The organism is Candidatus Microbacterium colombiense (genome assembly GCA_029203165.1).
GTDB classification, from domain to species: Bacteria; Actinomycetota; Actinomycetes; order Actinomycetales; family Microbacteriaceae; genus Microbacterium; species Microbacterium colombiense.
The window spans coordinates 3,271,472-3,294,990 of the sequence record CP119308.1 but is presented as its reverse complement, the minus strand read 5'-3'; the positions used below and the strand labels follow the sequence as shown (position 1 = coordinate 3,294,990).

23 protein-coding genes and 3 pseudogenes are annotated in these 23,519 nt (G+C 69.1%); 18 read left to right on the top strand and 8 right to left on the bottom strand.

The window, feature by feature from the left end:
- The first annotated feature begins 6 nt into the window (after positions 1-6).
- Positions 7-729, top strand: a complete 723-nt coding sequence (locus P0Y60_16100; GenBank protein WEK60800.1) for an FCD domain-containing protein — start codon at positions 7-9, stop codon at positions 727-729.
- Between the two features lie 12 nt (positions 730-741).
- Here P0Y60_16100 and P0Y60_16095 read toward each other — a convergent pair whose 3' ends face one another.
- A complete protein-coding gene (locus P0Y60_16095) occupies positions 742-1,809 on the bottom strand; it encodes a low specificity L-threonine aldolase (GenBank protein ID WEK60799.1) in 1,068 nt (355 codons plus the stop codon).
- Positions 1,810-1,912: 103 nt separating this feature from the next.
- Here P0Y60_16095 and P0Y60_16090 point away from each other — a divergent pair, with 103 nt between their 5' ends.
- Positions 1,913-3,361 carry an MFS transporter gene (locus tag P0Y60_16090; GenBank protein WEK60798.1) on the top strand — a complete coding sequence of 483 codons (1,449 nt, stop codon included), beginning with the start codon at positions 1,913-1,915 and terminating at the stop codon, positions 3,359-3,361.
- Here the strand turns inward: P0Y60_16090 and P0Y60_16085 are convergent.
- Together P0Y60_16085 and P0Y60_16080 are read right to left on the bottom strand one after the other, a co-directional pair.
- Positions 3,333-3,987, bottom strand: a pseudogene (locus P0Y60_16085) (SDR family NAD(P)-dependent oxidoreductase). The gene P0Y60_16090 and the pseudogene P0Y60_16085 overlap by 29 nt on opposite strands.
- Before the next feature lie 96 nt (positions 3,988-4,083).
- Entirely contained in the window at positions 4,084-4,575 is a 492-nt protein-coding gene (locus tag P0Y60_16080; GenBank protein WEK60797.1) for a DUF6421 family protein, read from the bottom strand.
- 497 nt (positions 4,576-5,072) lie between these two features.
- Between P0Y60_16080 and P0Y60_16075 the strand changes: the two genes are divergently transcribed.
- From P0Y60_16075 to P0Y60_16065, 3 genes are all read left to right on the top strand, one after another.
- The gene (locus tag P0Y60_16075) at positions 5,073-5,285 is read left to right on the top strand and encodes a hypothetical protein (GenBank protein ID WEK60796.1); all 213 of its coding nucleotides are present in this window, start codon (positions 5,073-5,075) and stop codon (positions 5,283-5,285) included.
- A gap of 926 nt (positions 5,286-6,211) precedes the next feature.
- Positions 6,212-6,502 carry a DUF4287 domain-containing protein gene (locus tag P0Y60_16070; GenBank protein WEK60795.1) on the top strand — a complete coding sequence of 97 codons (291 nt, stop codon included), beginning with the start codon at positions 6,212-6,214 and terminating at the stop codon, positions 6,500-6,502.
- Between the two features lie 42 nt (positions 6,503-6,544).
- On the top strand, positions 6,545-7,525 hold the full coding sequence (locus P0Y60_16065; GenBank protein ID WEK60794.1) for a 1,4-dihydroxy-2-naphthoate polyprenyltransferase: 981 nt from the start codon (positions 6,545-6,547) through the stop codon (positions 7,523-7,525).
- Positions 7,526-7,753: 228 nt separating this feature from the next.
- Here P0Y60_16065 and P0Y60_16060 read toward each other — a convergent pair whose 3' ends face one another.
- A complete protein-coding gene (locus P0Y60_16060; protein ID WEK60793.1) occupies positions 7,754-8,077 on the bottom strand; it encodes a DUF4229 domain-containing protein in 324 nt (107 codons plus the stop codon).
- A gap of 28 nt (positions 8,078-8,105) precedes the next feature.
- Complete coding sequence (locus P0Y60_16055; protein WEK60792.1) at positions 8,106-9,008, bottom strand: hypothetical protein; 903 nt, start codon at positions 9,006-9,008, stop codon at positions 8,106-8,108.
- A gap of 91 nt (positions 9,009-9,099) precedes the next feature.
- Between P0Y60_16055 and P0Y60_16050 the strand changes: the two genes are divergently transcribed.
- The 5 genes from P0Y60_16050 to P0Y60_16030 all read left to right on the top strand — a co-directional run bounded on the left by P0Y60_16050 (position 9,100) and on the right by P0Y60_16030 (position 15,005).
- The gene (locus P0Y60_16050; GenBank protein WEK60791.1) at positions 9,100-10,110 is read left to right on the top strand and encodes a glycosyltransferase family 2 protein; all 1,011 of its coding nucleotides are present in this window, start codon (positions 9,100-9,102) and stop codon (positions 10,108-10,110) included.
- Complete coding sequence (locus tag P0Y60_16045; protein ID WEK60790.1) at positions 10,107-11,477, top strand: polysialyltransferase family glycosyltransferase; 1,371 nt, start codon at positions 10,107-10,109, stop codon at positions 11,475-11,477. The genes P0Y60_16050 and P0Y60_16045 overlap by 4 nt, the downstream gene beginning before the upstream one ends.
- Positions 11,474-12,652 carry an acylneuraminate cytidylyltransferase gene (locus tag P0Y60_16040; protein ID WEK60789.1) on the top strand — a complete coding sequence of 393 codons (1,179 nt, stop codon included), beginning with the start codon at positions 11,474-11,476 and terminating at the stop codon, positions 12,650-12,652. The genes P0Y60_16045 and P0Y60_16040 overlap by 4 nt, the downstream gene beginning before the upstream one ends.
- A gap of 95 nt (positions 12,653-12,747) precedes the next feature.
- The gene (locus P0Y60_16035) at positions 12,748-13,620 is read left to right on the top strand and encodes an N-acetylneuraminate synthase family protein (protein WEK60788.1); all 873 of its coding nucleotides are present in this window, start codon (positions 12,748-12,750) and stop codon (positions 13,618-13,620) included.
- A complete protein-coding gene (locus tag P0Y60_16030) occupies positions 13,617-15,005 on the top strand; it encodes a hypothetical protein (GenBank protein WEK60787.1) in 1,389 nt (462 codons plus the stop codon). The genes P0Y60_16035 and P0Y60_16030 overlap by 4 nt, the downstream gene beginning before the upstream one ends.
- A gap of 24 nt (positions 15,006-15,029) precedes the next feature.
- Here the strand turns inward: P0Y60_16030 and P0Y60_16025 are convergent, their stop codons facing one another.
- Positions 15,030-15,632 (bottom strand): helix-turn-helix domain containing protein, encoded by a 603-nt coding sequence (locus P0Y60_16025; protein WEK60786.1) that lies wholly within the window; start codon positions 15,630-15,632, stop codon positions 15,030-15,032.
- A gap of 100 nt (positions 15,633-15,732) precedes the next feature.
- Here P0Y60_16025 and P0Y60_16020 point away from each other — a divergent pair, with 100 nt between their 5' ends.
- The 4 genes and pseudogenes from P0Y60_16020 to P0Y60_16005 all read left to right on the top strand — a co-directional run bounded on the left by P0Y60_16020 (position 15,733) and on the right by P0Y60_16005 (position 17,649).
- Positions 15,733-16,446, top strand: coding sequence for an SDR family oxidoreductase (locus P0Y60_16020; GenBank protein WEK60785.1), 714 nt, complete (start codon positions 15,733-15,735; stop codon positions 16,444-16,446).
- Positions 16,447-16,656: 210 nt separating this feature from the next.
- Positions 16,657-16,732: pseudogene (locus P0Y60_16015) on the top strand.
- A gap of 126 nt (positions 16,733-16,858) precedes the next feature.
- The gene (locus tag P0Y60_16010; protein ID WEK60784.1) at positions 16,859-17,152 is read left to right on the top strand and encodes a hypothetical protein; all 294 of its coding nucleotides are present in this window, start codon (positions 16,859-16,861) and stop codon (positions 17,150-17,152) included.
- Between the two features lie 74 nt (positions 17,153-17,226).
- A pseudogene (locus tag P0Y60_16005) lies at positions 17,227-17,649 on the top strand (DUF1275 family protein).
- 314 nt (positions 17,650-17,963) lie between these two features.
- Here the strand turns inward: P0Y60_16005 and P0Y60_16000 are convergent.
- Positions 17,964-18,686 carry a triose-phosphate isomerase gene (locus P0Y60_16000; protein ID WEK60783.1) on the bottom strand — a complete coding sequence of 241 codons (723 nt, stop codon included), beginning with the start codon at positions 18,684-18,686 and terminating at the stop codon, positions 17,964-17,966.
- Positions 18,683-19,462, bottom strand: coding sequence for a DeoR/GlpR family DNA-binding transcription regulator (locus P0Y60_15995; protein ID WEK60782.1), 780 nt, complete (start codon positions 19,460-19,462; stop codon positions 18,683-18,685). Before P0Y60_15995 ends, P0Y60_16000 begins: the two co-directional genes overlap by 4 nt.
- A gap of 259 nt (positions 19,463-19,721) precedes the next feature.
- Between P0Y60_15995 and P0Y60_15990 the strand changes: the two genes are divergently transcribed.
- From P0Y60_15990 to P0Y60_15975, 4 genes are all read left to right on the top strand, one after another.
- Positions 19,722-21,107 (top strand): extracellular solute-binding protein, encoded by a 1,386-nt coding sequence (locus tag P0Y60_15990; protein ID WEK60781.1) that lies wholly within the window; start codon positions 19,722-19,724, stop codon positions 21,105-21,107.
- A 113-nt stretch (positions 21,108-21,220) separates the two neighbouring features.
- Positions 21,221-22,069 (top strand): sugar ABC transporter permease, encoded by an 849-nt coding sequence (locus P0Y60_15985; GenBank protein WEK60780.1) that lies wholly within the window; start codon positions 21,221-21,223, stop codon positions 22,067-22,069.
- The gene (locus tag P0Y60_15980) at positions 22,066-22,971 is read left to right on the top strand and encodes a carbohydrate ABC transporter permease (protein ID WEK60779.1); all 906 of its coding nucleotides are present in this window, start codon (positions 22,066-22,068) and stop codon (positions 22,969-22,971) included. Before P0Y60_15985 ends, P0Y60_15980 begins: the two co-directional genes overlap by 4 nt.
- A gap of 50 nt (positions 22,972-23,021) precedes the next feature.
- Positions 23,022-23,519: a secondary thiamine-phosphate synthase enzyme YjbQ gene (locus P0Y60_15975; GenBank protein ID WEK60778.1), complete on the top strand. Its 498-nt coding sequence runs from the start codon at positions 23,022-23,024 to the stop codon at positions 23,517-23,519.

Sequence of the window (23,519 nt, the reverse complement as noted above, 5' to 3'; positions counted from 1 at the left end):
GAACGCATGGGCGAGCGTGACGAGGCGCACCGCGACTTCTCCCGCGCCGTGCTGCAACCCGTCTCCGGGTACCAGGCCGTCGCGGGGTTCCTGCGGCGCGAGATGGCGCTCGGACGCATCCGCCCCGGTGATCGGCTGCCGCCGGAGCGACGGCTCGCAGAACAGCTCGGTGTCGCCCGCGAGACGCTCAGGCAGGCACTGCGGATCCTCGAGGGCAGCGGGCAGATCGTGATCTCGCGAGGGGCAGCGGGCGGTGCGATCGTGCAGGACGCCGTGATGGACCCCCGACTCATCCGCGAGGAGGTGCGCACGCGCTCGGCCGAGATCGGCGATCTGACGGAGTTCCGCGCGATCGTGGAGTCGGGCGGGGCGGCACTCGCCGCGGCACGGCGCTCCGAGGCCGACCTCGAGGCGATGGCCCTGGCGCAGCGGGAGCTCGCGGCATCCGCGACCAAGGCCGAATCGCGTATCGCCGACACCGACTTCCACATCGCGCTCGCCGAGGCCTCGGGCAACTCGTTCGTGCGCGACGCCGTCGAAGAGGCGCGTGTGCGCATGTTCGAGCCGGTCGACCTCATGAGCTTCGACTTCGTCAAGGACTCCAGCTGGCATGCGCACGAGGCGATCCTCGACGCGGTCCGCGGGGGCGATGCCGAGGGCGCGGCAGAGGCGATGCGCGCGCACCTGCGCACCACGCGCGAGGAGTTCACCCGCGTCGTCGACCTCTGACGCGGTCTCGGCTCAGCGCGCGGTGAGGCGTGCGAGCTCGGCGACGAAGGCGTCGACGTCGGACTCCTGCGTGTCGAAGCTGCACATCCAGCGCACCTCGTTGCGCGCGGCATCCCAGTCGTAGAAGCGGAACGACTCACGCAGCGCGTCGGCAACGCCGTCGGGGACGGTCGCGAACACGCCGTTCGACTGCGTCGGCTGCGTGAAGGCGACGCCGTTGATGGAGCCGGCCGCGATGCCGTCTTCGATCTCACCGCGCAGGCGCGCTGCCATCGCGTTGGCATGCCGCGCGTTGCGCAGCCACAGGTCACCCTCGAGCAGGGCGATCAGCTGTGCCGAGACGAACCGCATCTTCGAGGAGAGCTGCATGTTGAACTTGCGGGAGTAGACGAGTCCATCGGATGCCGCCGGGTTCAGCACCACGACCGCCTCGCCGAGCATCGCGCCGTTCTTGGTGCCGCCGAAGCTGAGCACATCGACGCCGGCGTCGCGCGTGAACGCGCGCAGCGGCAGATCGAGGGCGGCAGCCGCGTTCGACAACCGGGCGCCGTCGAGGTGCAGCTTCATGCCGCGCTCGTGCGCATGGTCGGCGATCGTGCGGATCTCGTCGGCGCTGTAGAGCGTGCCGAGCTCGGTCGACTGCGTGATCGACACCACGAGCGGCTGAGCGCGGTGCTCGTCGCCCCAGCCCCAGGCCTCACGGTCGATCAGCTCGGGGGTGAGCTTGCCGTCATCGGTGGGCACGGTCAGCAGCTTGAACCCGCCGATCTTCTCGGGGGCACCGCCCTCGTCGACGTTGATGTGCGCCGTGGATGCCGCGATCACGGCGCCCCAGCGCGGAAGCATCGACTGCAGGCCGGTGACGTTCGCCCCGGTGCCGTTGAACACGGGGAACGCCTCGACGTCGTCGCCGAACTGCGCCTGGAAGACCTCTTGCAGTCGTGCCGTGTAGGCGTCGCTGCCGTAGGCGCCCTGGTGGCCGTCGTTCGCAGTCGCGATGGCGGCGAGGACCTCGGGGTGGATGCCGGAATAGTTGTCACTGGCGAAGCCCCGGATCGCGGGGTCATGCTGAATGCTCACCCGTCCAGCCTACGGCCCCGGTGGTCATCGGAAACGGCGCGGCGACGGATACCCCCGGGCCGGGGGCCTTCCGGATGTCGGAGGGGCGTTCTACCCTCGGAGCATGCAGCGCACCGCGGCGAACAGGGCTTTCGCGAATGTGCTCGTCAACACGTTGATCGCCAACGTGACGACGAGCTTCCTGTGGTTCGCGCTCACGTTCTGGGTCTACATCGAGACGCGGTCGGTGTTGGCGACCGGCATCATCGGCGGTGCGTACATGCTGCTGATCGCCTTCTTCGCGATGATGTTCGGCACGATCGTCGACCGTCATCGCAAGCACACCGTCATGCTGCTCTCCAGCGTGATCTCCGCGGTGGCCTTCCTGCTCGCGGGTGTCGTCTACGTCTCGCAGCCCGAGAGTGCGCTGCTCGATCTCGGTGGGCCGTGGTTCTGGCTGTTCTCCGCCGTCATCCTGCTCGGCGGGGTGATCGAGCAGCTGCGCAACATCGCACTGTCGACCACGGTGACCCTGCTCGTGCCCGAAGAGAAGCGCGCCAACGCCAACGGCCTGGTCGGCACTGTGCAGGGCCTCGCGTTCCTGGTCACGAGCGTCTTCTCCGGACTCTCGATCGGGTTTCTCGGCATGGGGTGGACCCTGGCGATCGCGATCGCGGCGATGGTGGTGACCTTCGTGCACCTGCTGTTCATCCGCATCCCGGAGGGCGTGCCCGAGGCTGACCCCGAGGCGAAGAGCGCGCTGGATTTCCGGGGCAGCGTGCAGGCGATCCGGCTGGCGCCCGGACTGTTCGCACTCATCATCTTCTCGACCTTCAACAACCTCATCGGTGGCGTCTACATGGCGCTCATGGATCCGTACGGGTTGACGCTGTTCGACGCGCAGATGTGGGGACTCGCGCTCGCGTTCGCGTCGACCGGTTTCCTCATCGGTGGCGGGCTCGTCGCGAAATTCGGCCTCGGCGCCAAGCCGATGCGCACGATGCTGCTCGTCGTGATCGCGATGGGACTGTTGGGCGCGGTGTTCATGCTGCGCGAGTGGTGGCCGCTGTATGTCGTGGGCATGTGGATCTACATGGCCCTGGTGCCACCGGTCGAGGCCGCGGAGCAGACCGTGATCCAGAAGGTCGTGCCGTTCGCGCGGCAGGGGCGCGTGTTCGGCGTCGCCGCGGCGATGGAGGCGGCAGCGGCGCCGATCACCGCTTTCCTGATCGCGCCGATCGCCGAGTTCCTGATCATCCCGTACATGAAGACGTCCGAGGGGCAGCAGCAGTGGGGGTGGCTCCTGGGGGAGGGAGAGGCTCGCGGTATCGCGCTCATCTGCCTCTTCGCCGGACTGATCATGGTCGTGGTCGGCACTCTGGCGTTCTTCACGAAGTCGTACCGGAAGCTCACCGCGCTGTACGCGACCGCTCCTGACACCGCTCCCGACCCTGCATCCGAGCAGGAAGCGGACGCGGAGGGCCCGGAGGCGGAAGGCTCAGAACCCGCACGCCCCGAACCGGTCGGTTCGGAGCCCGCACCCGTCAGTCCAGATCGCGCACCCGGTCGTTGAGGTCTGCGGCGTCCTCATCCCAGAGGCCCACGATGCGGGCGGCGAGGGCGTCGGCGTCGAGGGCCTTGGCGCGGAACACGACGGATGCTGCGCGCAACGGCTGACCCGATTCCCGCGCGGCCTTGGCGAAGCCCTGCGCGACTCCCCGCGCCCACGCCTCACTGGCGGCCTTGACCGCGGCGTAGTTCGCGCCGCCCGCAAGGGGCCGTGCGACGGCGGTGGACGACACGATGGCGAAGCGCCCGGCATCCGACGCGCTGCAGTGCGGTGTCGAACGCGCGGCTGGTCGCACGCACGGCGTCGAGCGCGGGCATCAGTGCGGCGAAGTCCTCATCGCTCTGCCCGGCGAGGCCCCCGCCCCCGCGCCACCCGCCGACCAGAGGGACGACGGCATCCATGGGCCCGATGCGGGCAGCCAGAGCGGTCATGTCGGCGAGCGAGGTCGCGTCCGCGATCTCGGCCTGCGCGCCGGCATCCGCCAACGGCTGAAGACGCTCCGCGGACCGCCCGGTGGCGATCACCCGGGCACCGGCCGAGAGCAGAGCTCGCGCGAGCGTGAGGCCCGAGGCGCTGGTGGCGCCGGCCAGCAGCACGAGGCGTCCGGATGCGGCGGAAGATGCGTTCATGTCGTCAACTCTCCTGCAGGGAAGGCGCTTCTGCGGCCAGAGTTCGCGGAACCATCCGTCGCCTGGCCGCAGAAGCGGGGCGCCCCAGCGTCACATTCAGAACCGCGCGAGCGCGGAGGTCGTGTCAGTCGTCGGTGCCGCGGATGCCGGCGGTCGACTCGATGACGGGCCATCTTCTTGTCGAGCGCTCTCGAAGAACATCGACAGCGGGAACTCGTCGTCCAGCACGGCGTCGGTGTAGCCCTTCGGCGAGCCCGGCGAGGATCTCGTCCGGACAGCCCGCGGCCCACTGCGACGCGGGGTGCGGGGTGAGCGTCCGCGCACGAGCTCGTAGGCGGCGAGCCAGTGCGCGACCTTCGGGCGGTCGATCGAGCGCCAGTACAGGTCGTCGATCGCGTCGCCGAGGGCGACGACCGCGTCGGGCACGGCGTCCCAGTCGAAGGCGAGCGCGGTGTCGGTCCAGTGCAGCACGCCGCGCTGGTGCAGCCACGCGAACAGCAGCTGGCCGCCGAGCGCCGTCGTAGTTGCGACGCGGCTGCCGGTGATCGCGAAGCGGAAGATGCGGTCGAAGATCACCGCGTACTGCACGAGGTGCGCGTGTCGGCATCTCCGCTCGCGTCGGAGAGCTCCGCCGCGGCGATGCGCGCCAGGCGCGCTCGATCGCACGCGACTCGCGGAAGGCGGTCAGGTCGCAGCGCAGCTCCTCGAGCGAGTAGAGGAAGAACGGCATCCGCTGCTTGATCATGAACGGGTCGAACGGCAGGTCGCCGCGCATGTGGGTGCGGTCGTGGATGAGGTCCCACATCACGAAGGTCTTCTCGGCGAGCTGCTGGTCGTCGAGCATGGCGCGCCGCGTCGTCCGGCAGCTCGAGCTTGGTGATCTCGGCGGCGGCGCGCACGACGCGCGGTAGCGGGCGGCCTCGCGGTCCTGGAAGATCGCGCCCCAGGTGAAGGTCGGGATCTCGCGCATGGCGACGGTCTCGGGGAACAGCACGGCCGAGTTGGTGTCGTAGCCGGGGGTGAAGTCGACGAGCCGCAGCGAGACGAACAGCTTGTTGCCGTAGTCGCCGGCCTCGAGCTCGGCGATGAACTCCGGCCAGATCGCCTCGACGAGCAGCGGCCTCGACGAGGCGGTCGCTCGAGCCGTTCTGCGTGTACATCGGGAACACGACGAGGTGGCGGATGCCGTCGACGCGGTGCTGCTGCGGCTGGAACGCGATGAGCGAGTCGAGGAAGTCCGGGACGCCGAAGCCCTCGCGGCCCAGCGGCGGAAGTCGCCGACGAGCGCCGCGAGGTAGGCGGCGTCGTGCGGGAAGGCGGGGGCGAGTGCGCGGATCGACGGCGGTGATCGCTCCGACGTGCGCGCGCGCGGCCGTGGTCGGCGGCCTCCGGCACGGACCCGTCCTTGACCTGCAGCTCCTGCAGCGCGATGGCGGCGTCCTTGAGCGGAGCCAGGCGGCGGAGCGTGCTCGGCGCACGGCGGCGTCCTCGACGACCTCGGGTTCGCCGATCGATGGCCGTGCAGCAGGCTGTGGGCGGAGCTGATGGACATCGGAACCTCCGATCGTGAGGTTCTGCAGGAAATTCTCGCGATGCGGAAGAACGGGTTCGCTAACCGATAGGATCTTACAGCGGACTGGATGATTCTGTCGGACCGGTCGATCGTGCCCGCCGAGGACTCGCGTCGCGATCGCGCGCGGGCGACCCTCGTCGCGACGCTCGTCGGAGCTCTCGCCGTCGGGCTCTCGGTGTCGGCCGTGCAATCGCGCCTGCGCCGACTCGAGACCCGCGGGCGTGATCACCGGCTACCGCGCGATCCTCGACCCCGAGGCGGTGGGCACGCCGCTCGTCCGCGTTCGTCGAGATCACGCCGCTCGATCCCGCGCAGCCCGACAACGCCCCGGAGCTGCTCGAGCACCTCGACGCGATCGAGGCCTGCCACTCCATCGCCGGCGACGCGAGCTACATGCTGTTCGTGCGCGTCGCCGACGCCCCGCGCGCTCGAGGAGCTCGATCCGCGACATCCGCGCCGCGGCATCGGTCAGCACCCGCACGACCGTCGTGCTGCAGACGTACTACGAGCACCGCCCGATCATCCCGATCGGGGACGAGGCGCCGTCGGTCTGACGATCGCTTTCTGACGATCGCTTTCGCCCCGGCGATTGTCTTCGGTCGCGCGCTCCGCCAGGATGGCATTCGTCACCTCGTCGATCACAGGAGATCCATGTCCTTCCAGGCTTACCTCGACAACATCGAGACGAAGACCGGGCTCACGCCGCGGCAGTTCATCGAACTCGCGACGGCGAAGGGGTTCGACAGCACCACCAAGGCGACCCCGATCGTGGCCTGGCTCAAAGAGGAGTACCAGCTGGGGCAGGGTCACGCGATGGCCCTCGTGCACGTGATCACCAAGGGGCCGAAGATCGGCGACAAGCACGTCGGCAAGGCGGGGTCGCACGGCGATGCGTCCGACACCCTCTGGCTCGACGGCAAGGACAGCAATCCGAACCCGTGACGCTCGGATGCCGCATCAGCGGGCCGACTAGGATTCCCTAGCGTGGCAGCATCCTCGAAGCGCAAGAGCAGCGCACGCAGCAAGAGCACCCCGCGGACCCCGAGTCGGACCAGCGGAAACCCGGCACGACGCCCCGTCGTCGAGGCCGGACCCGTCACCGTCGGCGACTGGATCGGTGCGGCCCGCCTGCGCACACTGCCCCTCGCCGCGTCACCGGTCATCATCGGATCCGGCGCCGCGCGCAGCGTCGATCCCGAGTTCCACTGGGTCATCGCGCTCGCGTGCCTCGCTGTCGCCGTGCTGTTGCAGATCGGCGTGAACTTCACGAACGACTACAGCGACGGTATCCGCGGCACCGACGCCGTGCGTGTGGGGCCCGCGCGACTCACGGCCTCGGGTCGTGTGAAGCCGCGCACGGTGCTGATCATCGGGCTGACGTTCTTCGCCCTCGCCGCCCTCGTCGGCCTGGCGATCGTCGTGCGCACCGAGCAGTGGTGGATGCTGGCCGTCGGCGCGGCGTGCATCGTGGCCGCGTGGTTCTACACCGGCGGCAAGCGTCCCTACGGCTACGCGGGCCTCGGCGAGGTGTTCGTGTTCGTCTTCTTCGGCCTCGTCGCCACCCTCGGCACGGTCTGGGTGCAGGTCTTCGACCTCTCCTCACAGGCGTGGCTGGGCGCGATCGCGGCTGGACTGTTCGCCTGCGCCGTGCTGCTCGCGAACAACCTGCGTGACATCGACCAGGACCGTGTCGTCGGCAAGCGCACGCTCACCGTGCTGATCGGCCGCCGCGCGACCCAGGTGCTGTTCACGCTGTTCGTGCTCGCCCCGTTCGGCATCGCCGTGGTGCTCGCGCTGCTGTTCCCGATCGCCTGGATAGCCCTGCTGGCGCTGCTCGCCGCACTGCCGGCCGTGCTGATCGTGTGGACCTATCGTCAGCCCGGCGAGCTCGTGATCGCGCTGGCGCTGACGTCGCTGACATCCCTGCTCTACGCGGGAGCCCTGTTCTGGGCCTTCGCCGGCTGACGCCCTGAGCGGCTGGCACCCCTCCGTGCGCGGCTGAGGGGTCGCGAAGTCAGGCGTCGCGAAGTGCCGCATTCGAGGCCCTGAACCGGCACCTTGTGACGCCTGCCGCGTGAGAGGCGTCGCGAATGGTCGCCTGATCGCGAGGGACGCGGCAGATTGTGACGCCCGCCGAGCGGGTCACGCCGACAGCGGACGCAGAGTGAGGACGTGCGCTCGGTCCGGAGCAGATCAGTTCTGTGTGGGGCCGGGCGTGCCCGGCTCCTCGGTGACGGAGTCTTCGGGCGCGCCCTCGGTCACGGCATCCTCGGCGTCGGCATCCGCCTGGCGCTGGGAGCCGCGTCCCTCGCGGCGCTCGTGCAGCTCGGCCGACGCCTCGGAGAGCGGTCGCCGCAGGAACAGCATCGAGATGCTGGTGCCGATGAGGGCGGCGAAGATCGCGGCGAGCCACCAGAACTCGCGGAAGATCGGGAAGAAGAACCACAGGATCGCGAGGGGGACCAGGAACGCCAGCAGCCGCAGCACGGTGTAGACGAGGAGGGGTGCAGGCTTCACCCCACCAGTCTACGCGGGGCGTTCCGGGTCAGCCGTCGAGTCCGAGAAGGGCGAAGGGGATGCCGCGCACGACACGTTTGCGCGGATGCTCGCCCAGCGACCACAGCATGCGTGCCTCGGGGTCGAGGGCGAGATCCTCGCATCCGATCGGCAGCGGATACGGGTGCGCGGTCAGCCGCTCGCGGGTGCCCGACCACAGCGTGCCCGGCTGCATCCCGACCGACTGCGACACGAACACCCGGTCGCCTCGGCGCACCGCACCCTGCATGTGAGGGATGCCGGGGGTCCAACGCTCCTGCTCCTCGAAGCGCGAGCGCTCGCCGTCCGCCTCCTCGGGGATCGTGAACTCACCGATGCGTCCCTCTTCGCCGTTGCGGAACTCGCCGATAAATACCCGCCGCGTCGCCGCGTCGTCGGCGTCGTACACGCGTCCGAGGAAGGAGCAGCGCAGAGCGACCGGATGCACCCGGGTGCGCACCGCCACGAGCGCCCGCGCGCCGGGCCGGTGACCGCTGATGCCGCGCAGTCGGCGCGCGAGCGGGCCGCGCACCTGCCGGATGTCGGAGAGATCGAACTCCCAGATGCCCTGCCCCGTCGCCGCCACGAACAGCCGATCCCCGAACCAGGCGAGTCCGCCCGCGTGGATGCGCGCCGGCTGCAGTTCGCCCGACTCGTCGACGGCCAGGGCGATGTCGATGTGCCGCGCACGCTCCGGATCGATCAGCACGACGCGCGAAGCGAGATGCCGTCCGGTGCGATCCTGGCGGAACCAACTCACGGCGAGGGTGCGCCGTCCACGCCACAGGCCCACGTCGACGCCCTGCGGGTACCACCTCGTCGTCCACGCCCGCGCGCTCATCCACCGGAAGTCGGCGGTCTCGCGCAGCCGTCGCCGCATCGGCCGTCCGTGCGAAGAGCGTGACCAGAGCATCTGTCCATCGTCGCCGATCCTGCGGCGCCCTCGCGCCAGGACACCCCGCGTTCACCCGGGTGTCGCCATCCGGCAACGCCCGGATGACACCATGCCTGACACGTCCACCCCCGGGAGTTCCGTGCGCGCACCGCTGGTCACCGTCATCCTGCCCGCGAAAGACGCCGCCGCGTACATCGCGACGACGCTCGAGACGCTGCTGCGTCAGTTCGACGACCCGTCGGCGCTCAAGCTCGTGGCCATCGACGACGGGTCGAGTGACGGTACGGGGGCGCTGATGCGGCGCTATGCCGACCGGTTCGTGCACGCCGAGGTGATCGTGAACGCATCGCCCGTCGGCCTCGCATCGGCGCGCAACCAGGGGCTCGCGCAGGTGGAGGGCGACGCCTTCTGCTTCATCGACGGCGACGACTGGATGCAGCCGGGGCGGCTCGCCGTGCTCCGGCGGCGCCTCGACGAGCTGGCTGTCGACTTCGTGCGCACCGACCATGTGACCGTCCGTGAGGGGCAGCGCGCCCTGGTGCGGGCGCCGCATCCCTGGCGCGAGCAGGCGCTCTCGCCCCGCGACGCGATCCTGCCCGACTCCGAGACGACCATGGTCGACTACCCCTTCGCCTGGGCCGGCATGTTCCATCGCCGCCTCATCGATCGCGGACTCGCGGCCTTCCCCGCCGGCCTCTTCACCGCCGAGGACCGTCCGTGGATCTGGCGGCTGCACCTGCAGGCGCAGGGCTTCGCCGTCGTCGATGCGCCTGCCCTGCTCTACCGCCGCGGCGTGACGACCTCGCTGACCCAGGTGCGCGATCGGCGACAGCTCGACTTCGCCTCCGCCATGGCCCAGGTGATCGATGTGGTCGAGGTCGACCCCGACGCCGAGCGCTTCCTCCCGAAGGCCGTGTGGACCGCTCTCGCTCTCAGCTCGCACCACCTCGTCCGCTCGCGCAGGATGCCGAGGGAACTGCGCGCCGAGATGCGCGAGGCGATCCGCGGGCTGCTCGCCCGACTTCCCGACGCCGAGGTCCGTGCGGCCGTGGAGCGGCTCGACGGACCGCGTCGACGGGTGCTCGCACGGTCGCTCCGAGGTGCAGGAGCGCACGCATGACCCAGATCTTCGCCCTGCACAGCGCCTACGGGCTCGCCACCGCGACCGCCGCGATCGATGAGGGGCTGCTCCATCCGGCGGGGGAGAGCCGCGAACGCGTGCTCGTGCCGTTCGTGTCGTCGCGCGTGCCGGAGACGGTGGTCGGGATCGGGGTCGACCCCGCGCTCGCGTCGCTGCGGAGCCGCTTCGACCGGATCGAGGATCTCGACGCGCTGCTCGGTCCGCTGCATCCGAGTTCCTGGGAGCCGGCGGACGCCGACCTGCCGCTGCTCGAACGGCTGCTCGTGCGCGCCTGGGGGATCGACCCCGACGACCTCGAGCTGTTCGTGCAGAGCCCCCAGGTCGCCCCGGCGCGCACCCTGATGTCGCTGTTCCCCCGGGCACGCATCACGATCGTGGGTGATGGGCTGATGACCTACTCGCCGATGCGCGTGCCGCTCGGGCATGCCGTCACCGCGCGCATCGGTCGGGTCGTGCACGCCGACGTGGTGCCCGGGGTGCGTCCCCTCGTCGGAGGCCGGCACGCGGTCACCGTGGGCATCCCGCCGGAGCGCTTCCGTGCCGTGCTGCGCGAGACCGACGCCGGCGAGGCGCTGCTCGACACCACGGGTGCGCCACTCGACGACGGCATCCCCACGGCGCTCGTGCTCGGCCAGTACCTCTCTGCTCTCGGACTCATCACGGCGCGGGAGGAGATCGCACTCCAGCGCGACCTGATCGACCGCGCGCTGGCCTGGTCACCGCAGCGGGTCGTGTTCAAGCCTCATCCGGCAGCCCCTCCGCTGCACACCGACTCGATCCGCGAGCGGGCGCTGGCCCGGGGCGTGGAGTTCGCCGAGTATCGCGGCGCGCTCGCCGCCGAGGTGCTCGCGGATCGGATCGATGCGGTCGCGGTCGTCGCCGGGTTCTCTACCGCGCTGCCCACCGTGCAGGCGCTGCAGGGGCGGCCGATCGGCTCGGTGGGCACGGCGACGCTGCTCGCCGGGCTCGCACCGTTCGAGAACAGCAACCGCATCCCGCTCGTCATCATCGACGCGCTCACCCGGAGCGACTCCGCCTTCGCCGACCCCGAACGACTGCAGCTGCTGATCGACGCGATCGGCTACGCGATGCAGCCGGAGATCGCGGGTCACCTGCGCGGCCGGGCGGAGCGGATGTTGCGCGAGCTCCGACCGGCGGACCGCGACCGCTACTTCTCGCCCACGCGGCTGACGGCCCTCCGCCTGCCGGGGGCGCCCGTCGAGGGTGCTCTTCGTCGGGTGCTCCGGTCGGCCGGAGGCACCGGCAGGGTCGAGGAATGGAGGCTGACCGCGCTGGGCGCGCGTCGGCGGGCGGGCAGGGCATGGCGAGCGATTCGAGGACGATGATGACGAAGACCGCGGCGACCGGGACCGACGCGATGAGGACGGTGGCGATCATCCCGGCGCGGGGTGGATCCAAGGGCGTGCCGCGCAAGAATCTGCAGCGCGTCGGCGGGGTCCCGCTGGTCGCGCGGGCCGTGCGATCGGCGCGGGATGCCGGTGTCGATCTCGTCGTGGTCTCGACCGATGACGCCGAGATCGCCGAGGTGTCGCGGGCAGCAGGAGCCCGTGTCATCGAGCGCCCTGCCGATATCTCGGGCGACACCGCCTCGTCGGAGAGTGCGATCCTGCACGTGCTCGACGAGCTCGATCGAGGAGACGATGCCTACGATGTCGTGGCCTTCCTCCAGGCGACGTCGCCGTTCATCCCGAGCGACGCGTTGGCTGCCGCGGTCGCCGATGTGCAGGCCGACCGGGCCGACAGCGTGTTCTCGGCGCACGAGACCTACGGGTTCCTGTGGCGGGAAGACGCCGACGGGGGCGCCGTCGCGGTGAATCATGACGCCGCGCATCGCCCGCGTCGCCAGGACCGTGAGCCGCACCATCTCGAGACCGGCGCCTTCTACGTGTTCCGTGCCGCCGGGTTCCGGGAGAGCCGTCATCGGTTCTTCGGTCGCATCCGCGTCGCCGCGGTCCCGGAGTGGTCGGCGATCGAGATCGACGACGAGCACCAGCTGCGCATCGCCCGAGCCCTCGCCGTGCTGCACGACCCCGTCGAGCCGATCCCCGTCGCCGCGGTCGTCACCGATTTCGACGGCGTGCACACCGACGACACCGCGATCATCGATGCCGAGGGGGGCGAGCGCGTGCGCGTGAGCCGCGAGGACGGCATGGGGGTCGCCCTGATGCGCGCGGCCGGGGTGCCGATGCTCATCCTCTCCACCGAGGTGAACCCGGTCGTCCGGGCGCGCGCCGACAAGCTGCAGGTGCCGGTGCTGCACGGCATCGCCGACAAGGAGTCGGCCCTGCGCGCTTGGGCGGCCGAGAACGGTATCGATCTCGACGACATCGCCTACCTCGGCAACGACGTGAACGACCTCCCGGCCCTGCGCATCGTGGGCTGGCCGATCGCCGTCGCGGATGCGCATCCGCGCGTGCAGCAGGAGGCGCGCGTCGTGCTGCGACGGGGCGGCGGCGACGGGGCTGTGCGGGAACTCATCGAACGGGTGTTGTCGAGCTGACCGGTGCCGGTAACCCGCAGGACGGACGGCGTTCATCATCGGCGCGTAGCCAGGAGATGCGGGGATTTCGTGACCGCTCGACGACCGGAGGAATCATGACAGTCAGCATCGGATCGCGTGTGATCGGCGGCGGCCACCCCGCCTATGTCATCGCGGAGATCGGCCTGAACCACAACGGCGACGTCGACATCGCCAAGCGCCTGATGGATGTCGCGGCTCGCGCCGGCGCCGACGCGGTGAAGTTCCAGAAGCGCACCCCCGAGATCTCGACCCCCGAGCACATGCGCGATGTTCCGCGCGAGACCCCGTGGGGCACCATGAGCTACCTCGACTACCGTCGCCGCGTCGAGTTCGGCCGCGACGAGTACATCGCGATCGGCGACCACGCGACGATGCTCGGACTGGACTGGTTCGCCTCCCCCTGGGACGTGCCCAGCGTCGAGTTCCTCGAGTACCTGGGCGTCGTGGCGCACAAGGTCGCCTCGGCGAGCCTGACCGACACCGAGTTGCTGCAGGCGTTGCGCGCGACGGGCAAGCCGGTCATCCTCTCCACCGGCATGTCGACGATCGAGCAGATCGACCGTGCGCTCGAGACCCTCGGCACCGACCGGGTCGTGCTGATGCATGCCACCTCGACGTATCCGCTGGAGCCCGCCGAGGCGAACCTGCGGGCCATCGCCACCCTGCGCGACCGCTACCCCGGCATTCCGGTCGGGTACTCCGGTCACGAGCGCGGGCTGCAGATCTCGCTCGCCGCCGTCGCCATCGGGGCGGTCGCGGTCGAGCGGCACATCACGCTGGATCGCACGATGTGGGGATCCGACCACGCGGCCTCGCTCGAGCCGACCGGTCTGGAACACCTCGTACGCGACATCCGGGTGATCGAGACCGCACTCGGAGACGGCGTCAAGCGCGTGTTCGACAGCGAGCGGGCACCCATGGCGAAGCTGCGTCGCGTCAACGCATGACAGTGCGGGACGGACTGCGGGTCGTCGCGATCGCCGACGCCGATTCGTTCGTGAAGTGGTCGGCGTCGCTGCTCGGATCGGTGCCCGGCATCCGTCCTCACCTGCTGGTCGTGCGCACACCGCTGACCGCGAGCGTGGAGCAGCAGCGCTCGGCTCTCGCCGGTACCGGGATGCTGCCGGGTGAGGTCACGCGCGTGCGGTTCGCCGAGCTCGTCGGGTGGCTGGAGGGCCAGCGTCCCGATGTCGTGCTGCTCGCCGGCCGGGGACCGTTCGTGCGGCTGCTGGGTCGCGTGATCGATGCGCTGACCCACCGTCCGGTCACGGTCTCGGGTCTGCCGGGCATGGCCATCCCCGCCCAGCGCGGCGCGCTCGAGTACCGCCGGCACACCGATCTGCTGCTGGTGCATTCGCACCGCGAGGCGCGCGCGTTCGCCGACCTCGGGCGACGGATCGGCGTGGAGGTGCCGACGGCCCTCGCCACACTTCCCTTCGCCCGGCGGCAGCAGCGCATGCAGAGCGCCGAGCGCGCGCTGTCGGGTGCGCTCGCCCGACGCGCAGGGGGAGTGGCGGTGGCGGAACGGCCGCAGGCGCCCACCCCGGTGCGACCCGCGGCGACCGACATCGTGTTCGCCGCGCAGGCGCTCGTGCCCGGAGGCCGGGAGGAGCGGGCGGAGATCGCCGCCATGCTCGTGCGCGCGGCCGAAGCGCAGCCGAACAGACGCGTCGTGGTGAAGCTGCGATCACGCCCCGGCGAGGCCGAGACGCATCTGGAGCGCACGCCGTACACGGAGCTGCTGCCGCAGCGCCGGCCCGACAACCTCGTCTTCTCCTACGGTTCGATGGCCTCGGCGCTCGAGAGCGCGGCAGGACTCGTGACCGTGAGCTCGACCGCGGCGATCGAGGCCACGGCGCTCGGCATCCCCGTGATCGCGCTCGACTCCTTCGGCGTCAGCAAGAGCCTGCTGAACACGGTGTTCGTGGGCAGTGGCCTCCTCGGCGGGCGCAGTGAGGTGATCGCCGGGCGGTTCCGGCATCCGCACCCCGACTGGCTGCGCGACAACTACTTCCACCCCGATGGGGAGTCGACCTGGCGCGACCGGATCGAGCAGCTCGTAGCGCTGCGCCGGGCCGGAGCCCTGCCGGCGAAGCGGGTACCGGCCGCGCGCGGGGGAGCGATGCACGAGGCCTGGCACCGTGCCAGCGTGCTCGGTGCCGAGGATCGAACGCTGCGCGGTGCCGCGGCGCTGGCGCTCGGCGCTCCTGCCGCCGGTGCGCTCGCGGCCGTGCGTCGTCGCCGTGTGCCGGCGGATGCGGGCACCTGGGCGGATGCCTCCACCGACTACACGCTCGAGCCGAACCCCTTCCACGACTCCATCCGGCGCTAGGAGCGGTCGGGCAGCCGGGCGGCGCTAGCGTCCGAGGACCGCGCTGACCTGCGTGCGGACGTCGGCGGCGATGGCGTCGACGGACAGCGCGGCAGTGGCGCTCGCGCCCATCGTCAGGAACATGATCGCCGAGAAGATGCGTGCGAGGCTCTCGGCGCGTGCCGCATCCATCTCGGGGTCGCGTCGGAGGATGGCGACGGATGCCTCCTCGGTCGCCCGCACGATGCGGAGGGCGTTCGCGTGGTGTGCATCCGTTGGGTCGCCGAACACCATCTCGCGCAGATAGCTGCGACCGTTGTCGACGTGCGTGCGGTTGCAGTCGATGATGGGCCGGAGCAGGGCCATGATCGCATCCGCCGGGTCCGTGACGTCCTCGGCCGCGGCGATCCCGGATTCCAGGGCGACGGCGTAGTTGGCGTTCTGCACCAGGAGCAGCAGCTCGCCCTTGTTCTTGGCATAGAGGAACAGCGTGCCGGTGCCGATGTCCGCCCGTTCGGCGATCTGCTGAGTGGTGACCTCGTCGACGCCGTGAGCGGCGAACAGCTCCGACGCGGCCGCGATGATGCGCTGCAGCTTCTGCTGCTTGTTGCGCTCGCGGCGACCGATCACTGGTCCTGCCGTCGACATGACATCCTCCGGAATAGAAACTGATTCCACTCAGTTATGACGAGAGTCGCTTACGCGCGAACTCAGATACATCATTGTCGCAAAGAAGAGAGAACACACCATGCCGTCACTCACCGACGCCGTCGTCCTGGTCACCGGAGCGAACGGGGGCATCGGCTCGCGCTTCGTCGCCGAGGCGCTCGCACGCGGAGCCGCCAAGGTCTATGCCACCGCCCGCACCCCGCAGACCTGGGACGACGAGCGGGTCGTGCCCCTCGCCCTCGACGTCACGGTTGCCGCGTCGATCCAGGCGGTCGTCGAGGCCGCCCCCGACGTGACGGTGCTGATCAACAACGCCGGAGCCTCGGTTCCCACTCCCGGCATCCTCTCCCATTCGGATGCCGAGATCCGCACGAACGTCGAGACGAACTTCCTCGGACCCCTCTTCCTCGCCCGCGCCTACGCACCGCTTCTGGCCGGTCGCCCCGGTGCCGCGATCATCGACATCCACTCCGCGCTCTCCTGGTTCGCGGTCGCGGGCATCTACAGCGCGACCAAGGCGGCGCTGTGGTCGGCGACCAACTCGCTCCGGCTCGAGCTCGCGCCCGCCGGTGTGCACGTCGTCGGCGTGCATGTGGGATACGTCGACACCGCGATGGCCGAGCACGTCACCGACCCCAAGACCGACCCCGCCGACCTGGTGCGTGCGGTTCTCGATGCGACCGAGCGCGGCGAGTACGAGGTGCTCGCCGATGACATCTCCGTGCAGCTCAAGGCAGGGCTCAGCGCACCGCTGGATGCCGTCTATCCGCAGCTCGCCGCCGTTCAAGCCTGACGCCGGAGCGCAGACTCGGCGAAACGGAGACCGAGTGCGCGCGGGGCGGCGCGGCGAGCAGCGACACGCCGGGCGGGGCGCATCGCGTCCGGGTTTCGGCTGGTCTCCGGGCGCCGAGCGAGGACACCCGGTGTCATCCACTGACTCATAGCGTTATCCCAGGAAGCGATCCTGGCGGGGAAGATCACGGCCGGGTAACGTCGTTCTCATCGCGGCGATCCGGGCGGTCCCGGGCCTCAGTTCATACCTGACGGCGTTGCGGGTTCGACTCCCGCCGTCGCGTCCACTTCAGAAGCCCCGCAGTCCCCGAGAAGGGTTGCGGGGCTTCTCTCGGAGGACCGAGATCTTACGCTCTCGACGGTGTTCGCACTACGGGGTTCTCGGCGGCTGAACCGGCGGATACGTTCGCCCGATGGGAACACTCGAGTACAACAGCTCTCACCCGGCGATCGATGTCGACGACGAACTGCTCGCGCATCTCAAGGTCGTGATCTCGACCAAGCTCCGTCGCCAGGAGAGCTTCATGATGACCTGGCCCGCCGGGAAGTCCCGCGACCGGCGGGTGTCGGCGTGGATGCACCCCAGCATCCCGCTCATTCTCGAGTTCGACCAGGAGCCGCCCCCGAGGGTGGATGCCGCGCGCATCGAGAGGATGATGCGTCGACTGAATCAGCGCGGTGAGCTGATCCTCGACGACCTCGGCTGACGTTCGCGCGGGCATCAAGACCCGCTCACAACCCGAGCTGACCCAGCCGTTCCTCGACTGCTCTCCTCGGCAGGCAAGGACAACGGCGTGCCTCGGCGGTCGCCGCATCCGCCGCCGCCGTCGCGATCAGCGCGGCATCCTCGTTCGTGCTGCCCGATGGGCCGTGGCGGTTCCTGCTGCTCGCGGCCTCGATGGGCGCATTGAACACGCTGTACCTCGCGGAGGGGCGTGCGCGGGTGGCGATCACCTATGCCACCGGCACGCTGGTGAGTCTCGGCCTGGCGTTCGCGGCGCTGGTGGCGGGGAGATCCCGTACTGAGTGGCAGCGCCCACTGCTGCTGTGGGGTGCCCTTGCGGGCGGTGCGGTGGTGGGCGCTGCCGCTCATCGACTCGGCGGGGGAGTGGCTCTCCTGATCGCCGCCGTGGTGCTGGGTGTCGTGGCGATCGGGTTGGCCCGACGCGGTCGACGCGCGCAGCCCGCGACGGTTTCGGCGTGAGGGAGCGGGAGCAGCCCCGAACTTGTTGCGCCCCGTGATCTCGGTGCCGATCCCCGGTCCCCACTGCCGTGCGAACGCGTCATCGACACCGGTGGAACCAGGGGTCGGGCCCGGCAGCCCCATCTCGCGGAACGTGCGCGTGCCGAACGCCCACTGCATCAGGCGCGAGTCGGCATGGCCGAACGGCACCTCGAGCGAGACCGAGAAGTTGTGCACGCGGACGAGGGGACATGTCATCTTCAGAGGTCATGTGCGCGACAACCGCAAGGCAGGGGCGCGGCCGACGGTCCAGATGTGCCCGGGAGCGGCTCCTGTCAGCGTGTCGGAGAAGAGGCGGTGGCGCTGTGGTGCGCGTCGAAGCCGCGTCGCGTGGCAGCGATGAACTCCGCCGCCGCCATACGAGGAGACTCTGCACGCAGGACTCCTGACGTCGAGCCCGTGCCATGGGCGCCGACGCGCATGATCTCGAATGCGTCCTGGGGATGCGAGACGCCTCCGGCATGCATCATCAGCACGTCGGTGGCGCGCTCGGCGACGCGGCGATCGATGGTGGGGATCCAGGGGCGATCCGTGCTCTCGGTGCTGCCGATCAGACCTGGCGGCTCGTAGAGCACGATCGTCGGCGTGAGTTCGAGCAGGTCCATGACCGCGTCGTCATCACCGGCGCACACCATGGTCAGGAGTCCGTTGCTGTGGACGCGCCCGATCGCCCGTGCCACCGCCTCCGGGGTCAGCGGGCTCGCGTCGTGGTTGAGCATGACGCCGTGCGCGCCGGCATCCGCAAGCGCCTCGGGAAGCACCCGCGCGACGCTGGCTCCCGGCTCGTCGTCGTCGATACCCTGTGCGAACACGAAGACGCCGGGAACCGCGGCGCGGACGGGCGCGATCAGCGCGGTCGGGACGGTGAGGATGACGGATACCCCGTGCCGCTCACCCGCTGCCCCCGCAGCCTCAGCGACCGAGATGATCTCCGGAAGACGGAGGAGGTTCTTCGGCCCGATCTCGAAGAAGGGTGAACCCAAGGTGCGTGCGCTCACTGGGGCGGCTCCACGATCACGACCGAGAGCGAGGAGGGCATGTTCGGGAGCACTTCGTGATCGGAATCTGTGACGAGCACGTCGATGTCGTCGACGGCGGCGACGCGCGACATCAGCACGCGTCCGAGCTTGGAGTGGTCGGCGACGAGGATCACTCGATCTGACCGTTCGAGGGCCAGCCGCTTGCCGGCGCTCTCATCCGGGTCATAGTCCGTCAACCCTCGGGTGGGATGCACGCCGCTGATGCCCATGACGTAGGTGTCGACGTTGTAGTGACGCAGATCGTCGGACATGGTCGAGCTGGTGGTGAGCATCTCGGACGACTTCACGCGCCCGCCGAGCATGAAGATCTCCACACTCGGCTCCTCCGCCAACTCCGAGGCCACCAGCAGGCTCCGGGTGAGCACGGTGAGCCGCTTGCCGGCACCGCGCAGAGCGTGTGCGACGGCCAGGGCTGTGCTGCCGCCGTCGATGAACACCACCTCGTCGTCGACGAGAAGTTCGGCGACGGCCCGGCCGATGTGCGCCTTCGTCTCATGTTCCGCCAGCGCACGCGTCGACAGCGCGGGCTCGCGGTTCTTCGCGTCGAGGAGGAGCGCGCGTCCGCCGACGAGTCGACGGACGATGCCCTCGTCTTCCAAGGTGCCCAGATCGCGTCGGATGGTCATCTCGGAGACGCCGAAGTGAGCGGCCAAGCTCTGGATGTCCACTTCTGCACGCGAGCTCATGAGTGACTCGATCTCGACGCGTCGACGTTGAGGAGTGATTCCGCTCATCCCATCGCCTCTTTCTTCTTGGTGTGACCTGAGGGCCCGCGAACCGAAAATCTATCACAGCGTGTTACCAACATGTAAATCATTCACAGAAACTCCCCCGGGTCTTGCGCGCTTAGATGTTAAGCAATTACATTGACGTGAAAGCCGATCACAACTTGCGATCAAGGCTCGCTCATCACTGCCGACTCGAAGGACGCCGATGTACCTCTCCACTCGCATTGCTCCCGGCCGCCGGAAGGCTGCTCTCCGCACAGCGCTCATGACTGGTTTCATCACGGTCGTCGGGCTCACGGTCGCCGGCTGCAGCGGTCCCTCAGGCGGCGACGTCGACCCGGACGCCGCTGACGGCTGGTCGCAGGAGTTCGCCGGTACCGAACTCAATGTGCTCGCCGAGGCCACCTTGAACTCTGAGGTCCTCGCAGAGTTGGTGCCCGACTTCACGAAGAAGACGGGGATCGAGGTGAACATCGAGACGGCGCCGTTCGCGCAGCTCGTCCAGAGCGTCACACTCGACTTCTCGACCGCCCAGGGCGACTACGACGTCGTATCGATCCCATACGACTACCTCGGCGCCTATGCCGGCAGCGACTATGTCGAGGAGATCACCCCGCTCATCGACGCGAACGCCGACCGTGTCGGCGAGGACTTCGAACCCACCGATATCGTGACGGGTCTCTGGGAGACGGCGGCCACGTGGCAGGGCAAGTCCTATGGGATGCCGTCCAACAGTGCGGTGACGATGATGATGTACCGCTCCGATCTCTTCGAGAACGCCGACGAGAAGGCCGCGTTCTCCGCCGAGTACGGCTACGACCTCGCTCCGGCGCAGACGTGGGAGCAGTATCACGACATCGCCGAGTTCTTCACCCGTGATGCGGGTGAGACTGCGGCGGGCGAGGTGCTCACCGAGCCGATGTACGGCGTGACGATGGCCGGAAAGCGGCACGAAGCCGCGGTCTTCGAGTGGATGAACTACGCGGGCGGGTTCGGCGGTGGAGTGGTCGACGCCGACGGAGAACTCATCGTCGACAGCGACGCATCCGTCGAGAGTCTGGAGTACATGAAGTCCCTCGGCGAGTTCGCGCCTCCCGGATTCACTTCCGCGACCTGGGATGAGGTCACCGCCAACCTGCAACAGGGGATCGCCGCCCAGGCCATTTCGTGGGGCGATACCGCCGGCGCGATGGAGGACGAGTCGCAGTCGGCTGTGGTCGGCAAGATCGGCTACGGCGATGTGCCGGTCGCCGCTGAGGGCGATGAGCACCACGCGCTCCATGGGGCGTGGACCTACACGATCAGCAAGCAGGCGGTCGATAAGGACGCCGCCTACCTCTTCGTCGCCTGGGCGCTGTCCGCGCCGGTGCAGAAGAAGATCGGCGAGATGGGCGGAGTGCCCGCGACACGATCCGCCTTCGAGGACCCCGAGCTCGTCGCCGCTCTGCCGTCCTGGCCGCAGCAGCTCGCGAGCCTGGAGAACGCCCTCGCTCGCCCCAGGAACGCCGAATGGCCGCAGATGCTCGACCAGCTCGCGCTGCAGGTGTCGACCGCTCTCGTCGGGGACTCGACTCCGCAGAAGGCTCTCGAAGACGCGCAGAACGAGATCGAGGGCATCCTCGGCGACAAGCTCCCGCTGAAGGCGTTCTGATCGTGTCGACCACGACGGGCACACGTTCCGACAGACCCAGGCGATCGGAGGGCGCTCCTCGCGCCGCCCTCCGATCGCGGGCGCGGAACCGAGTGTTCTGGACGCGATTCGGAATGCAGGCCCCGAGCCTCGTCATCCTGGCGATCGTGCTCGCGTTCCCGCTGGCCTACAGCGTGATGCTCAGCTTTCAGTCCTACAGCCCGGTCGATGCCGAAGCCGATGGCCGTTACATCGGGCTCGACAACTACATCCGGATGCTCGGGGACGCCCAGTTCGGGCGGGCGGTGCTGGTCACGATCGCCTACGTGGTGCTGGCGGTCGGGATCGAGACCGTGTTCGGCACGGTCCTGGGCGTCATCCTCTCGCGTCTGATCCGCAGCCGACGCATCGTGACCTCGGCGCTGCTGCTTCCGATGATCGCGACGCCGCTGGTCGTCGGACTCATGTTCAGCTTCGGTCTCAACCCGCAGTTCGGATACATGACCGATTTCCTGCGAGCCCTGGGGCTCGTCGGAGAGGGGGGTGTGCTGGACAGCGCCGGTGGCGCCTTCGCCGCGCTCGTCGTGATGGATGTCTGGGAATGGACGCCGTTCATCGCCCTCATGGTGCTCGCCGGCCTCTCGGCGACGCCGCAGGCGCAGATTCAGGCCGCGGAGCTCGACGGCTGCAACACCTTCCAGCTCTACTGGCACGTCATGCTTCCGATGGTGCGCCCCGTGCTCATCGTCGCCGTGCTGTTCCGTGCGACCGAGGCCATCCGCCAGTTCGACCAGGTGTACATCCTCACCGGTGGCGGGCCGGGGTCGGCGACGACCGTGAACGACATCTTCCAGTACCGCGTCAGCTTCGCGGCCTTCGACATGAGCTACGGGGCGGCGCTCGGCGTCGCCACCTTCGCGGTGGTCGCCACACTCTCCGCCATCCTGTTCCGCTACCTCAACCGCAAGGGCGCCGACGCATGAGCACATCCACAGTCGTCAACACGCGGGCGATCGTGACCCGCGACGCGGGCCGCGGGCGGATCGTGCCCGAGCGTTCCCCTCGCGCCCGGGGCCGCGTGCTCCGCATCGCGTTCGGCATCATCGCGGCGGCACTGATCGTCGTCTACCTCTCGCCGATCATCTGGTTGGTCCTGACCTCCTTCAAGGATCGCGTCGACATCTTCTCCTCGGCACCGAGCCTCTTCTTCGTGCCCACGTTCGAGAACTACCGCGAGGCGTTCCTTGAGAAGGGGTTCACGGACAACCTCCTGAACTCCACGGTCGTGGGTCTGGTGTCGACCGCTATCGCGCTCGTGGTCGGAGTGCCCGCGGCCTACAGCCTGAGCCGTGTGCGCAAGGGGGAGACGTTCATGATGGCGCTGCTCGCCGCGCGGCTGCTGCCGGCGATGGTGCTCGCGGTGCCGCTGTTCGTGCTTGCATCGTCGCTCGGCGTGCGCGACTCCTACTTCGCGCTCATCGCCGCGCATCTCACGTTCGCACTGCCTTTCACCGTCTGGATGATGCGGGGATTCTTCCTCGCCGTGCCGATCTCGCTCGATGAAGCAGCCCGTCTCGACGGCTGCGGGGAGTGGGGCACCTTCTTGCGGGTGATCCTGCCGATCGTGAAGCCGGGACTGGCATCGACCGGGATCTTCTGCCTGATCAACTCTTGGAACGAATTCCTCTTCGCCCTCGTGCTCACCGGGCGTCACACGCAGACGCTGCCCGTCGCCATCCCGAGCCTGATCACCCCGATCGGGACATCGTGGGGACAGGTCGCCGCGGTCGGCACCGTCACGATCCTCCCGGTCCTCATCATCGCCTTCATCGTCCAGAAGCACATCGTCGCCGGGATGACCGGCGGTGCGGTATCGGCCGAATGACAACTCCCTCGATCTCATCCCCGTCCGCCTCGTCAGCAAGGAACACACCGATGTCCGTCCAGACGCATTCGATCACCGTCATCACCCCCGCACGTCAGGAGTTCTTCGACATCACCGACGAGGTGACCCGTCTCGTCGCCGAATCCGGGATCGCCGAAGGCGTCGTGCAGGCGTTCACACCGCACACCAGCTGCTGCGTGCTCATCCAGGAGGAGTCCGAGGACATCACCTACTACGGCACGCAACTGCTGCTGCAGGACACCCTCAACATCTTCGCGAAGATCGTCCCGCCGGCGCGGCACGAGGGGCAGTATCTGCACCCGGGTCCGATCCACATCAAGAATGCCGCCGAGTTGCGGGGCGAGCACCCGTCATGGGGTCTGAACACTGACGGGCACATCATCTCCTCGATCGTCGGACGCTCGGAGTCCGTTCCGATCGTCGACGGCGCAGCGGTACTCGGTGAGTTCGGGCGCGTGTACTTCGGTGATCTCGACGCGGTGCGCGCCAGAGAGCGCACTGTGCTGATCACCGTGATGGGCCGGTGA

Coding starts and splice junctions, on each gene's coding strand:
- P0Y60_16100 (WEK60800.1), top strand. CDS start 7: ATGGGCGAGCGTGACGAGGCGCACCGCGACTTCTCCCGCGCCGTGCTG.
- P0Y60_15985 (WEK60780.1), top strand. CDS start 21,221: ATGCAGGCCCCGAGCCTCGTCATCCTGGCGATCGTGCTCGCGTTCCCG.
- P0Y60_16025 (WEK60786.1), bottom strand. CDS start 15,632: ATGTCGACGGCAGGACCAGTGATCGGTCGCCGCGAGCGCAACAAGCAG.
- P0Y60_15995 (WEK60782.1), bottom strand. CDS start 19,462: ATGAGCGGAATCACTCCTCAACGTCGACGCGTCGAGATCGAGTCACTC.
- P0Y60_16070 (WEK60795.1), top strand. CDS start 6,212: ATGTCCTTCCAGGCTTACCTCGACAACATCGAGACGAAGACCGGGCTC.
- P0Y60_16045 (WEK60790.1), top strand. CDS start 10,107: ATGACCCAGATCTTCGCCCTGCACAGCGCCTACGGGCTCGCCACCGCG.
- P0Y60_16035 (WEK60788.1), top strand. CDS start 12,748: ATGACAGTCAGCATCGGATCGCGTGTGATCGGCGGCGGCCACCCCGCC.
- P0Y60_16075 (WEK60796.1), top strand. CDS start 5,073: ATGAACTCCGGCCAGATCGCCTCGACGAGCAGCGGCCTCGACGAGGCG.
- P0Y60_16090 (WEK60798.1), top strand. CDS start 1,913: ATGCAGCGCACCGCGGCGAACAGGGCTTTCGCGAATGTGCTCGTCAAC.
- P0Y60_16020 (WEK60785.1), top strand. CDS start 15,733: ATGCCGTCACTCACCGACGCCGTCGTCCTGGTCACCGGAGCGAACGGG.
- P0Y60_15990 (WEK60781.1), top strand. CDS start 19,722: ATGACTGGTTTCATCACGGTCGTCGGGCTCACGGTCGCCGGCTGCAGC.
- P0Y60_15980 (WEK60779.1), top strand. CDS start 22,066: ATGAGCACATCCACAGTCGTCAACACGCGGGCGATCGTGACCCGCGAC.
- P0Y60_16040 (WEK60789.1), top strand. CDS start 11,474: ATGATGACGAAGACCGCGGCGACCGGGACCGACGCGATGAGGACGGTG.
- P0Y60_15975 (WEK60778.1), top strand. CDS start 23,022: ATGTCCGTCCAGACGCATTCGATCACCGTCATCACCCCCGCACGTCAG.
- P0Y60_16030 (WEK60787.1), top strand. CDS start 13,617: ATGACAGTGCGGGACGGACTGCGGGTCGTCGCGATCGCCGACGCCGAT.
- P0Y60_16010 (WEK60784.1), top strand. CDS start 16,859: ATGGGAACACTCGAGTACAACAGCTCTCACCCGGCGATCGATGTCGAC.
- P0Y60_16050 (WEK60791.1), top strand. CDS start 9,100: ATGCCTGACACGTCCACCCCCGGGAGTTCCGTGCGCGCACCGCTGGTC.
- P0Y60_16055 (WEK60792.1), bottom strand. CDS start 9,008: ATGCTCTGGTCACGCTCTTCGCACGGACGGCCGATGCGGCGACGGCTG.